The 13,091-nt window shown below is 70.9% G+C and carries 7 protein-coding genes; 3 read left to right on the top strand and 4 right to left on the bottom strand.

Features of this window, described 5'->3' with window-relative positions:
• Positions 1-3 precede the first annotated feature (3 nt).
• The 3 genes from ACZ4Z1_RS13870 to ACZ4Z1_RS13880 all read left to right on the top strand — a co-directional run bounded on the left by ACZ4Z1_RS13870 (position 4) and on the right by ACZ4Z1_RS13880 (position 4,274).
• Complete coding sequence (locus ACZ4Z1_RS13870) at positions 4-813, top strand: sugar phosphate isomerase/epimerase family protein (protein WP_468487020.1); 810 nt, start codon at positions 4-6, stop codon at positions 811-813.
• Between the two features lie 651 nt (positions 814-1,464).
• Positions 1,465-3,288, top strand: coding sequence for a glycoside hydrolase family 3 protein (locus ACZ4Z1_RS13875; protein ID WP_468486799.1), 1,824 nt, complete (start codon positions 1,465-1,467; stop codon positions 3,286-3,288).
• Positions 3,289-3,632: 344 nt separating this feature from the next.
• Positions 3,633-4,274, top strand: coding sequence for a hypothetical protein (locus ACZ4Z1_RS13880; protein ID WP_468486800.1), 642 nt, complete (start codon positions 3,633-3,635; stop codon positions 4,272-4,274).
• Positions 4,275-4,362: 88 nt separating this feature from the next.
• Here ACZ4Z1_RS13880 and ACZ4Z1_RS13885 read toward each other — a convergent pair whose 3' ends face one another.
• From ACZ4Z1_RS13885 to ACZ4Z1_RS13900, 4 genes are all read right to left on the bottom strand, one after another.
• Positions 4,363-5,784 carry a S28 family serine protease gene (locus ACZ4Z1_RS13885; RefSeq protein WP_468486801.1) on the bottom strand — a complete coding sequence of 474 codons (1,422 nt, stop codon included), beginning with the start codon at positions 5,782-5,784 and terminating at the stop codon, positions 4,363-4,365.
• A gap of 182 nt (positions 5,785-5,966) precedes the next feature.
• Positions 5,967-9,872 carry an ABC transporter ATP-binding protein gene (locus ACZ4Z1_RS13890; RefSeq protein WP_468486802.1) on the bottom strand — a complete coding sequence of 1,302 codons (3,906 nt, stop codon included), beginning with the start codon at positions 9,870-9,872 and terminating at the stop codon, positions 5,967-5,969.
• A gap of 145 nt (positions 9,873-10,017) precedes the next feature.
• Positions 10,018-11,271, bottom strand: a complete 1,254-nt coding sequence (locus ACZ4Z1_RS13895; RefSeq protein WP_468486803.1) for an esterase-like activity of phytase family protein — start codon at positions 11,269-11,271, stop codon at positions 10,018-10,020.
• 94 nt (positions 11,272-11,365) lie between these two features.
• Positions 11,366-13,003 carry a penicillin-binding transpeptidase domain-containing protein gene (locus ACZ4Z1_RS13900; RefSeq protein WP_468486804.1) on the bottom strand — a complete coding sequence of 546 codons (1,638 nt, stop codon included), beginning with the start codon at positions 13,001-13,003 and terminating at the stop codon, positions 11,366-11,368.
• Between the last annotated feature and the right edge of the window lie 88 nt (positions 13,004-13,091).

A 13,091-nucleotide genomic window follows, 5' to 3' on the forward strand; every position in this document is an offset into this window, starting at 1 on the left:
GATATGCGATATGCGTTCTCGACACTCGGAGTGCCCGGGATGCCGGTGGGCGAGGTCGTGCAGCTGGCGGCCGGCGCCGGATTCGACGGGGTGGAGCTGCGGGCCCACCCCGAGGAGCAGGTACAGCCGCGCATCGGGCTGCGCGAACGTGCCGCGGTACGTCAGCAGTTCGCCGACGCCGGGGTGGAGATTCTGGCGGTGTCCGGATACGCGCGGGTGGCCGCGGCACATGACGAACGCGGTGAGGAGGAGCTGGCGGCGGAGCTGACCGAGCTGGTCGTGCTCGCATCGGATCTGGGTGCGAGATTCGTGCGCGTGTTCCCCGGTGGCGGTGACCGGCCCGCCGTGGAGGCCGACGCGGACGCGGCGCGGCACCTGGCCGCGGTTGCGCCGTTCGCGGCGGAGCGGGATGTACGCGTTCTCCTGGAGACGCATGACTCGCACCCGCGCGGAGCCGACGCGGCGCGGGTCGTGGGGCCCGTGGGGCACCGGCACATCGGTGCGCTCTGGGATGTACTTCACCCGTGGGCCGGCGGGGAGGCGCCGGCCGACACGTTCGCGGCGCTCGCTCCGTATCTCGGGTTCGTGCAGGTCAAGGACGTGGCCTCGACCGAGGACAGCACTCCCCTGCCGCTCGGCGCCGGCGCGGTTCCGTTGGCCGACTGCATTGATGTGCTCACTCGCGCGCAGTGGGACGGCTGGCTGTGCTGGGAGTACGAGAAGCGGTGGTATCCGCGCGCCGCTTCCCTTCCCGGGCTGCTCAGCGCGGGGCGTGAGCACCTGGAGCGGTTGGTGGCGTCGGCTGCGTCCTGAGAAGCGCGGGACTCCGGGGCGTCCGCGTACTTCGTTGCGCCACGAGCGCGGGGCACCTACGTCCACGTGTCACGACGCCGACGTACGTAGCGTCAGTCCGCCGCGCCCCACTTCAGAAACGTTTCTGCACCACACCGTGGCCGCCTCAGGAGCACATCCCCTCACATCCGTACCATTTCCCGTATTCCCGCCGAACCCGGGAACCCACCCGGGCCGCCGACCGTCAAAACGGTGTGCTGTGTGACCCCGCAGTGCGGTGTCGGCCTCGCTGCTGGCTGCGTTGCTGACCACCCTCTCCGCCGCCTGCGGCCGGCAGCACCCGCCACCGGTGCACCCCCTCCAAACGCGCCGGTGGCGGATCACATTTCCCGTACCGTCCGCGTCCGGGCCATCCATGTCCGAGCCCTCCGCCAGGCCGTCCGCGCCCGGCCGCTCCGAGCCGTCCGCACCCGAGCGCGCCGGTCTCCGCGCACCCGCCTCATCACCTTCTCCCGGCCGCTTTCTCCGCCCTCAGTGCCGCCCCGTCCCCCGACTGGCAGAGCCGCCGAGCATTGACCGGCAATACTTTTCCGACTACTCGTGACTTCTTGGAAGTTTCCTTCAGACCGCCGGGGCAGCACTCGGCGAGGAAGCTCTCCGGAAGGAGCGCAGATGCACTCCAGACGTACCGTCCTGACCACCGCCGCGGCCGCCGCCTGTGCCATGGGTATGGGCGGCGGCGCCGTTCACGCCGTCCCTTCCGGCCCGCGTGCCGCCGTGGCCACCGATGCTCGCGCACGTGCGGCCCGGCTCATTTCCCGGATGAATCTGGAGGAAAAAGTCGGGCAGTTGTTCGTGATGCGGGTCTACGGTCACTCCGCGACCGATCCGGACCCGGCCGACGCCGAGGCGAACCGCAAGGAGATGGGTGTCTCCAATGCCGCCGAACTGGTAGCCAAGTATCACCTCGGCGGCATCATCTACTTCGGCTGGGCGCACAACACCCGCGAGCCGCGCCAGATCGCCGATCTCTCCAACGGCATCCAACGTGCCGCTGCCGCCCAGCGTGTCCCCGTACCGCTGTTGATCTCCACCGACCAGGAGCACGGGATAGTGGCACGCATCGGCGCGCCCGCGACGCTCTTTCCCGGCGCGATGGCGCTGGGCGCCGGCCGTTCACGCGAGGACGTCCGCACGGCCGGACGGATCGCGGGCGAGGAGCTGTACGCGATGGGCATCCGGCAAGACTACGCGCCGGTGGCCGACGTGAACGTCAATCCCGCGAATCCCGTGATCGGCGTACGTTCCTTCGGGTCCGACCCGAAGGCGGTGGCGCGTATGGTCACCGCGCAGGCAGGCGGGTACCAGCGTGCGGGGGTGGCCGCGACGGCCAAGCACTTCCCGGGGCACGGCGACACCGACACCGACAGCCACGTCGGCCTGCCCTACATCCGTCACACCGCCGAGGAGTGGGAGCGGCTGGACGCCCCGCCGTTCCGGGCCGCCATCGAGGCCGGCATCGATTCGATCATGACGGCGCACATCGTCGTGCCCGCCTTCGACGCGAGTGAGGACCCGGCCACGCTGTCCCGGCCGATCCTCACCGGCATCCTGCGCGAACGTCTCGGATTCGACGGGGTGGTGGTGACCGACTCGCTCGGCATGCAGGGCGTACGGACGAAGTACGGTGACGCCCGGGTGCCGGTGCTCGCGCTCAAGGCGGGTGTCGACCAGTTGCTCAATCCGCCGGACATCGCCGTCGCCTTCGCGAGCGTGGTCAAGGCGGTACGCACGGGCGAGCTGACCGAGCGCGCCGTCGACGAGAAGCTGATCCGCATCCTGGTGCTCAAGGAGCGGCGCGGGCTGTTCGACGATCCGTACACGACGCACCGCGCGGTGGAACGTTCCGTCGGCACGCGGCGGCATCTCGCCACGGCGGACCGGATCGCCGACCGCACCACCACGCTCCTCGTCAACGACGGCGGGCTGCTGCCGTTGTCCCGCCGTGCGCAACGCCGACTGCTGGTGGCCGGTGCCGACCCGGCCTCGCCCTCCGGAACCGGGGGCCCGCCCACGAAGGTGCTCGCAGAAACCTTCAATCAGCTGGGGTTCACAGCCACCGCGCTCTCCACCGGCACCGCGCCCACCCAGGAACTGATCGACCGGGCGGTCGCGGCGCTCCGCGCCCAGGACGCGGCGGTCGTGGCGACGTACAACGTCACGGCGGCCTCGTCGCAGCGCGCCCTGGTCGACGCGTTGCTGGGCACCGGCAAGCCGGTCGTGCAGGTGGCCGTGCGTAATCCGTATGACATCGCGCAGTTGACGGGCGTACGGGCGGCGCTGGCCACTTACTCCTGGACGGACGTGGAGCTGCGGGCCGCGGCCCGAGTGATCGCCGGGCGCCGCGACCCGGAGGGGAAGCTGCCGGTACCGGTGATGCGTACTGATGCGCCGGGCACTGTGCTCTACCCGGTCGGGCACGGCTTGTCCTATTGATCCGTGGGCCGGCAGTGGCCGGTCGCACGCATTCGTACAGTGGGCGGTCGCATACATCCGCACGGTGGCGGGTCGCGCCCATCCGCACTGCGGCGGTTCGCACCCATCCGTACGGGGCTTCGGGCTCCGGCGTCCAAAGTCCCGTACGGTCCAGCCTCGCGAATTCCCGTACAACCCCTGACAGCCCCCCGGCAGCCCCCGTTCGGCTCATGTACCGCCGGCCCCGCAGTTGTGCCTACTGCGCACCCCGTACCTCTTGCGCAATGCGCCCGTTACGCCTGGCGTGCGCCCGAATGGGCGGGTCACGCTGGTGTGCACGCACCGGGGAACGCAGGGGGGCCGCGATGCGCGGGGTCGGAGGGCACGGTGGCGGCGCGTTGGGCTGTGTGGCGGTGGCTCTGCTGCTCGTGGCGTTGTCCGCCTGTCAGCGTGAGGGCGATGGCGGTGGCAATGGCGCGCCCGCGGACGGGAACGGTGGTGCGGCTACCGCGTCCCCGTCTCCCATGGCCACGTTTCTCACCCCCGGTACGTGCAGCACTCGCGGGCGTACCGTCTTCCACCAGGTGTCCTGCCGCAGCGAGAAGGCCGCGGCGCTGGTGCTCGCCCGGTACGACGGCCCTCGGGCGCAGGGCCCGCTGTGCCCGGAGCGTACGGACTTCGTCCTGCACATCAGCGAACGCCGGCCGGACTCCGACGAGAACGGCGACGGCGCGGTGCCTCAGGGGTACGCCTGTATGCGCAACCTGGAGGCGCCGCATCCCGGCGTCCCGGGCGGTGGCGGTGGACCGCGCACCATTGTCGGGGACTGCGTCCGCCCGTCGCGGCAGGGCGAGGTGAAGGAGACCGCCTGCAACGGTACGGGGATTGACGCACCTGTGTTCATAGTGACGGCGGCGGTCCGCGCCCGTGCCGTCTGCCCGGCCGACACGGACCTGTACGTACAGCTCGGCGGCGGGGCACCGGTCGGGTGCGCCCGCCGCCTGTGATCCGGCCGGCCCGAGGACGAGCGTGGTCCTGCGGGCCGGGTCCGGCCGGCGGTTCCGGCGGTCAGGCCGGGCCGTCAGCCGTTGCGCGTCACGGACGCAGCATCTGCAGGTGCGTGTCGTCCCGCTTGTCCAGCTTCTTGTCGTACGGAGCCAGCGGCGCGGACTCGGCGCCCTTCGGAGCGTCGACGTCCGCCCATTCGAGCAGCGCCTCGGTCGCCTTCTTGCGGTCGGCCTCCCGCAGCTTCGCGATGTTCGAGCCGTGGTTGCCGCCGGGGACCTTGTAGACGTACGAGTCCTCGGAGCCGGAACCCAGCCGGAACGGCTCGGAGCTCCACGGGTCCCACTCGCCGTTGACGAACATCATGCGCTCGGCGTGGTGGCGCACCCACCGGTCCACGTCGCGCATCGCGTTCTTCTCGAACGTCATGGGGATGTCACGCGGCACGAAGGTCCGGGAGTTGTTGATGCCCGGGTAGCGCAGCTGGTCCTTGAGGTGGTCGTACTTGTAGCCGGGCTCACCGAGCTGGGTGCCGGCCTGGTAGTAGTACGGCATGTTGGTCTCAAGGCCCTGGTCGGTGTAGCTGTCGAAGCCGCCGATCTTGTCGACCCATTTCCACAGTTCGTCCGTGGTGGCGGTCTTCTTGGGCACCTCGGCGCAGGCGGTGGCGGCCGGCTGGTACTGCCAGAAGCCGAACACCAGGTCGGTGACGAGGACCTCGTACGCCTTGTCGACGTTGCCGACGACCTTGAACGTCTTCTTGTTCGCCTGCGCCCACTTCGAGTAGCGGTTGACCATCTCGCCGCGGCGCAGCAGCGCCTCGCGCTCCAGCGTCGCGAGGTCGGCACGGCACTGGGCGGTGCCGACGGTGCGGAAGAACCGGTCGTACGCCGAGTCCTCCTTGTTGTTCACGTCGTTCGGCGCGACGTAGGCGACCGTGCCGTCCATGTCGTCCGGGAAGAAGCGGCGGTAGTACGTGGCGGTCATGCCGCCCTTGCTGCCGCCGGTGGATATCCAGTTCTGGTCGTAGATCCGGTGCAGCGCCTTGAAGATGCGGTGCTGGTCGTTGGCCGCCTGCCGGATGTTGAGCTTCTTCCAGTCGGCGGGCTGCGGCCGCGACGGTGTGAAGTACCGGTACTCCATCGACACCTGGTTGCCGTCGATGATCTGCGTCGGCTCGCTGCGCCGTACCTCCGTACTGACGTTGTAGCCGGAGGTGAAGAAGACCGTGGGCCGGTCGACGGACTTGTGCAGCAGGGTCAGCCGCTGCTGGAAGGTCCCCTTGGCGGGGTGCTGGTGGTCGATCGGCTGGGTGTAGTTCAGGACGAAGAAGCGGTAGCCGTCGACCGGCTTCTCCTGGACGAGACTCATGCCCGGGATCGCCAGGATCCGGTCCTTGATGTCGGTCGCCTTCGGCGTGGCGGCGGTGGCCGCGGTCGCCGACGCCGTGCCCGCACTCGCCGTGCCTATGAGCACCGCGAATGACAGCAGGCATCTGATGGCCTTGCGCATTGCACCCTCCCCTTGGGACAGCAAAGGTCGGGGTGAACCTATCGGCGCGGCAACCGTCCCACCAGCCCCTTCTTTTCACAAAGATCCGGTGGTACGTCGTCCCGGCGGCCGGCGGCCGGCCGTCGTGACGGCCGACCGCCGGTTCCCGCGGCGCCTGGTGCGCGAAGCGTCGCGGCGGTCGTTCAGGCCGCGACCGATTCCTCCTCGCCCGTGAAAGTCCGCCACAGCTCGGCGTAGCGGCCGCCTCTGGCCAGGAGTTGGGTGTGGGTACCGTCCTCGACGACCCGGCCGTGAGCGAGGACCACGACCCGGTCGGCGCGGGCCGCCGTGGTCAGGCGGTGCGCGACGACGAGCGTCGTACGGCGTCCGGACAGCCGGTCCGTGGCCTCGTTGACGGCGGATTCGGTGGCCAGGTCGAGAGCGGCGGTCGCCTCGTCGAGCAACAGGATGTCGGGGTCGACGAGTTCGGCGCGGGCGAGCGCGAGCAGCTGGCGCTGGCCGGCGGAGAGGTTGCGGCCGCGTTCGGCGACCTCGTGGAGGTAGCCGCCGTCGAGCCCGGCGATCATGTCGTGCGCGCCGACCGCCCGGGCCGCTGCCTCCACCTCGGCGTCCGTGGCGTCCGGCCGCCCGTAGGCGATGGCGTCGCGGACCGTACCGGGGAACAGGTAGGACTCCTGCGGTACGACGCCGAGGCGGTGCCGGTAGCCGGTGAGGTCCAGTTCGCGCAGGTCCCTACCGTCGACGCGGACGCTGCCCGAGGTCGGGTCGTAGAACCGTGCCACCAGCTTGACCAGCGTCGACTTGCCCGCGCCGGTCTCGCCGACGAAGGCGACGGTCTGCCCGGCGGGGATGGTCAGGTCGATGCCGGAGAGCGCCGTCACGTCGGAGTTGCGGGAATCGCGCGAACCGGCGGAGTCGTGACCGGGGTCGAGAGAGGCGCCCGCCTCTCCGTACCGGAAGTGCACGTCCTCGAAGGTGATCTCGCCTGCCAGGTCGCGTACCGCGCGCGGCTTTTCGGCCTGGGGCGTGGTGGTCGGTTCGCGCAGCAGTTCCTGGATGCGGCCGAGCGAGACGGCGGCCTGCTGGTAGCCGTCGAAGACCTGTGAGAGCTGCTGTACAGGGGCGAAGAACAGGTCGATGTAGAGCAGGTACGCGACCAGTGCGCCCGCCGTGAGGGTGCCCTCGCCGACCCGGCCGGCGCCGATGATCAGGACGAGCGCCGCGGCGACGGAGGACAGCAGTTGGACGAACGGGAAGTAGACCGAGATCAGGAACTGGCCTCGGACGCGGGCCGCGCGGTAGGCGTGGCTGCGTTCCGCGAACCGGTCGGCGCCGCTGCGTTCGCGGCGGAAGGCCTGCACGATCCGCAGTCCGGCGACGCTCTCCTGGAGGTCGCCGTTGACGACGCTGATGCGTTCGCGGGCGAGTTCGTACGCCTTCACGCTCTGCTTGCGGAAGAAGTACGTGCCGATGATCAGCGGCGGGAGGGTGGCGAAGACGACCAGCGCCAGTTGGACGTCGATGACCAGGAGGGCGACGAGGATCCCGAAGAACGTCAGTACGGAGACGACGGCGGTGACCAGGCCGGTCTGCAGGAACGAGGACAGGGCGTCCACGTCCGTCGTCATACGGGTCATGATCTTGCCGGTCAGCTCGCGCTCGTAATAATCGAGGCCGAGGCGCTGGAGCTGCGCGAAGATCTTGACGCGCAGTGAGTACAGGACGCGTTCGCCGGTGCGGCCCGTCATGCGGTTCGAGCCGATCTGGGCCGCCCACTGGGCGAGTACGACGAACAGGGCGAGGCCGGCCGCCGTCCAGACACCCGCCAGTTGCGCGCGCCGTACGCCGTCGTCGATGCCGTGCCGGATGAGGACCGGAAGCAGCAGCCCGGCCACGGCGTCCACGGCGACCAGGGCGAGGGCGACGGCCAGCGGGCCGCCGAAACCGTGCAGGAGCCGGCGCAGCCCGTAGGACTTCTCGGGTCGGGCGGCCCGCTCCTCGTCGATGTCCGGGGTGTCGGTCGCGGGCGGGAGCGCGGCGACCTGGGCGAGGAGTTCGGGGGTGGCGGACATGCCGGGGGCGGCGTCGGCGGCACCGGCGGCCGTGCCGGAGACCGCGTCGGCTTCCTTGCCGGCTTCCTTGTCGGCGCGTTTCCACAGATGGGGGGTGACGCCGTTGACGCGCTGGTCGGGGATGGCTGGGGACGGGGCGGTGCCGGAGCCGGCGGTGGCCGGCGCGGCGCCGGACCGGGCGGATTCGGCGGGTCCCCCGTCCGCGCCCGCCGGGCCGCGTCCGGCCCCGCCCAGTTCGTCGGCCGCGCCCAGCTCGCCCGTCCCGCCCAGCTCATCCGGGTCGGTCAGCAGTCGGCGGTACAGCTCGCAGCGGCTCTCCAGCTCTTCGCGCGTGCCGATGTCGACCAGCCGGCCGCCGTCCAGGACTGCGACGCGGTCGGCGAGGGCGAGGGTGGAGGCGCGGTGGGCGATCAGCAGTGTCGTACGGCCCGCCATCACGCCGCGCAGCGCCTCGTGGATCTCGTGTTCCACGCGGGCGTCGACGGCGGAGGTCGCGTCGTCCAGGACGAGCAGCCGTGGGTCGGTGAGGATCGCGCGCGCCAGTGCTACCCGCTGGCGCTGGCCGCCGGACAGGGTCAGGCCCTGCTCGCCGACCTCGGTGTCGTATCCGTCCGGCAGGGCGGATATGAAGCCGTCGGCCTGTGCGGCACGCGCGGCGATACGTATCTGCTCGTCGGTGGCGTCCGGGGTTCCGTAGGCGATGTTGTCGCGCAGGGAGTCGGAGAACAGGAAGCTGTTCTCCGGTACGAGGCCGATGGCCGCGCGCAGCGAGGTGAGGCTGAGGTCGCGTACGTCGTGACCGCCCACCAGGACCCGGCCCTCGGTCACGTCGTAGAAACGGGGCAGCAGGAGCGAGACGGTGGACTTTCCGCTGCCGGACGTACCGACGACGGCTACGGTCTCGCCGGGCTCGATGCGCAGCGAGAAGTCTTCCAGGACGGGCCGCCCGTTGCCGTAACCGAACGAGACGTGCTCGAACTCGACGGTGGCCGGCGCGTCGGCGGGCAGTTCGAGCGCGTCCTGGCGCTCCTCGATCATCGGCTCGGTGTCGACGAGTTCGAAGACCCGCTCCACGCCGGCCCGCGCCTGCTGTCCGACGGTCAGCATCATCGCGAGCATCCGCACGGGCGCGACGAGCTGCGCGAGATAGGTGGAGAAGGCGACGAACGTACCGAGGGTGATCTGCCCATTGGTGGCCAGCCAGCCGCCGAGCGCCAGCATCGCGACCTGTCCGAGGGAGGGCACGGCCTGGAGGGCGGGGGTGTAGCGGGCGTTGAGCCGTACGGTACGGAGCCGGCCGGCGAAGAGGCGGCGGCCGGCCGTACGCAGCTTGCCGGTCTCCTGCTCCTCCTGGCCGAAGCCCTTGACGACGCGGACGCCGGAGACCGCGCCATCGACGACCCCCGCGACGGCGGCGGCCTGCCCCTGCGCGGACCAGGTAGCGGGGTACAGGCGCTTGCGGCTGCGCTGGGCGATGAACCACAGGGCGGGGGCCACGGCGAGTGCCACGACGGTGAGCAGCGGCGACAGCACCACCATCACGACCAGCGAGATCGCGAAGAGCAGTACGTTCCCGATCATCATCGGCAGCATGAACAGCAAGCTCTGGATGAGCTGCAGGTCACTGGTGGCGCGGCCGACGACCTGTCCGGTGCTCAGCTCGTCCTGTCGGTGCCCGTCCAGCCTCGCTATCGACCGGAACATCCGGGTGCGCAGGTCGTGCTGTACGTCGAGCGCCAGCCGCCCGCCGTAGTAGCGGCGTACGTACGTCAGCGCGTAGACGGCGAGCGCGGCGACGACCAGCAGGGTCGCCCACGGCGCGAGCGGGCGCTCATGGCTGACGATCACATCGTCGATGATCAGCTTCGGGATGAGCGGGACGAGGGCCATCACGCCCATCCCGGCGAGTGACGAGCCGAGTGCGAGCAGTACGTCCTTCTTGTACTGCCAGCACAGGCGCGTCAGCCGCCGTGCCCAGCCGCCCTGTCTCGATGGATCGGTCCCCGTCCCCGTCACGCACTGCCTCCCGCATCTCGTCGTTCACCAGGAGGCACCAACGCCGTGGGCAGCGGATTTCATCCCGCCGCAACATTCCGGGGCGGCGCCGCGGGAAAGCGGCGAATGTCCGGTCCCAGGCTTCGGGCGGGCTCTCGGCGGGCTCTCAGCGGCTGCCGGGGCGCACCGTCAGGCTGTACAGGCGCGTAGTTTGCTTCGGGCTCTCGTTGTCGTCGCTGACCAGGAGGAGGCGCAGCCGTCCGCCGGGCGCGCGGCCGGTGATCGTCATGCCCTCGATGTTGTCCAGCAGCGGATTGGCCTGCGGCTGGCGGGCGGGGGCGCCCAGGGAGGGACAGGCGCCGAGGTCGGCGAGGAGCATTTTGTGAGCGGGACGTACGGTCTTGCCGCCCGGCAGCTCGGTGACGCGGCGGACGTCACTGGCTCGGCGCGGATCGGCGAGGTAGAGGCGCACGGTGTTGCCGACGCCGGCAGTGAAGCCGCGTTCCAGGACGAGCAGCCGCCCGTCAGGGAGGGCGGCGACCTCGGAGACGCCCAGTCCGGCGTCCACCGGGTACGCGTACTGCCTGCTCAGCCGGTATGGCACGGGGCGGGACCCGTTGCCCTGCCGCTGCCAGGTCTGGAAGCGCAGCAGCGGCCGGCCGGCGGTGTCCTTGCCGTCGCCGGTGAGCTGCCCCTCCATGGCGGCGGTCAGCGTGCCGCCGTCGGGTACGAGCGTGAGGCCCTCGAAGGTCTGGTTCGCCTGGGCGCGGCCGGCCGGCGCGACGCGCAGCGCGCCAGGAAGCGGCAGCCGTCCGACAAGCCGGTGGGAACGGTCGAAACGCCGCACGGCCGGCTCGTCCTCGGAGGAGACGAGGTAGTTTCCGCCCGGTTCGACGGCCAGGCCCTCGGCGTCGAGGACGGCGCCCTGCTCGTCGGTGATCTTGTCCGCCCGTACCGGCCGGTGGCTGCGTCCGTCCAGGCCGATGCGCACGGAACGGTCGGAGAGGGAGGCGAGGGAGCCGTCGGTGTCGCGGGCGAGTGCGGAGAGGTTGCCGACGAAGGTGCCCTGATAGGTGGTTTTGTCCAGGGCGTCGGAGTAGCGGTCGATGGAGACGGAAGGAGAGCAGGAATGACCGCCAGTGGCCGGAGGGCGGTCGTTCTGACCCGTTGAGCGGCTGCCAGTGACCGAAGGAACACCGCTGTTGTTCGTCCGTGCGGAGGCGGCGGGCGTTCCTGCTGACGCTCCCGGGCCGGTGCCGGCCGAAGCGGTCCGGTCCGCAGTGGCCGGTGCTGCCGGGTCCGCGGCGGTCGAAGCCGCCGGGTCCGGAGCCGCCGCCGGCGCCCCCTCGGCGCACGCCGCGAGACAGCCGGCGGCCAGTACTGCTGCGGTGACTCGGACAACCGCGGAACGTACGCGCACGAGGGGTCCTCCCGTTCGTCGACGCCCGGGGGCAGGCGCGCCCCGGGATGCGGGCCGGCCCGACGCGGGCACGCCCCAGTGTCGACCCTTCCCCTCAGCGGCGCGCCGCGAGCACCCTTCGGACAATCGGTCCCGCCGCGTCGCCGCCGTGGCCACCCTGCTGGACAACGGCGGCCGCCGCGGCGTCGTTGCGGTAACCGAGGAACCAACTGTTGGCGTCGCCCTGGCCGTCGGCCTCCGCCGAGCCGGTCTTCGCGCCGATGTCACCGCTGAGGCCGGCCATCGCCCGCGCGCCGGTGCCGCTCACGGCCGTACGCCGCATCATGGCCCGCAGCTGCGTGGCGACCGAGGAGGGCAGGGCGCGGCTCGCGTGGGCGACCTGCCGGTCGTCCAGCTCCGGCGAGACCAGGATGGGCTGCGAGAAATAACCGGCCTTGGCGGTGGCGGCGACGGACGCCATGTTCAGCGGGTTGGCCTGGATGCGGCCCTGGCCGATGAGCGCCGCCGGGGTGTCCGCGCCGTCGCTCGGCGGCACGCTGCCGTCGAACGTGGGGATTCCGACCTTCCAGTCCTTGCCGAGTCCGAAGACGTCGACGGCCTCGCTGCTCAGGTCCGTGCCCGAGATGCGGTCGTTGAAGCCGATGAAGGCGGTGTTGCAGGAGCGCGCGAAGCTGTCGGAGAACGTACCGCCGCTGATCGAGAACATGCCCTGGTTGTGGAACGATCGCCCGCCCGCCGAGGCGTACTGGGGGCACTCCACGCTCTTGCCCGCGGAGACGAAACCTTTCTCCATCAGCATCGCGGCGGTCACGACCTTCATCGTGGAGCCGGGCGCCAGCCGGCCCTGGAAGGCCGCGTTGAACTGGTCCGTACGGTGATTGGCCACCGCGAGGATGTCCCCGCTGCCCGGCTTGACCACGACGACCGACGCCTCGCGGTAATCCTTGACCGCCGCCTCGGCCGCCCGCTGCACATTCGCGTCCAGCGTCGTCCGAAGCGTTCCTTCCCGGCCCTTGACGATGGTGTGCAGCGTCTTGCCCGGCTCGCCGCCCTCGCTCATGACGCGAACCTCGATGCCCTGGACGCCGCCCGCCTTCTCTCCATAGCTCTCCCGGAGGGCGGGCAGGACGGCTCCGAGCGACGGGAGTTCCGCGGCGTCCAGGGCGGTGCCGTTACGGTCGACCGCCTTGACGGGCGGCGCGCCGCCGGAACCGGTCTGCAGGCTCTCGCCGCGCCGCAGGGCGGGGTGGACCACGGCCGGCTGCCAGTCGACGAGCGCCTTGCCGGTGGTCTTGCCGCGTACGACGCGCAGCGCGGAATCGTACGACCACGTCGAATGTTCCGCCCCGCCCTTGCCCAGCGACAGTTCGGCGGTGACGTGGAAGGGGACCTTCGCGCCGCTGCTCCGCCCGGCCTCGAACGTCACCTTCGACACCCGCGCGTCGTCATGGAATCCGGTCAGCGCCTGGCGCGCGCCCGCGGCATTGTCCGTGAGGAGGGCGGCGGCCTCCGTGTCGCCCTTGCTCCAGGCCGCGAGGAAGTCGCGCGCGGTGTCGCGCACTTCTTCCTCGCTCGGTGGCCCGGTCCGTCTGGACGCGTTCGTGCCGGACGTTGTCCCGGTCCCGTCGGAGCCGCCGGCGAACGCCTCGTAGACGTTGTACGCCCCCACACCGGCCACGCCCATCATCGCGGCGAACACTCCGCCGACCACGCACTTCACACCCGTACGCACAGTTCCCTCCCAGGTCAGACACACCGTGCGTGTCCGGACACTATGTGACGGAAGCGGTCACAGATGTCTCATTCCGGGGACGGAATGG

It is taken from the genome of Streptomyces sp. NPDC030165 (assembly GCF_055573595.1).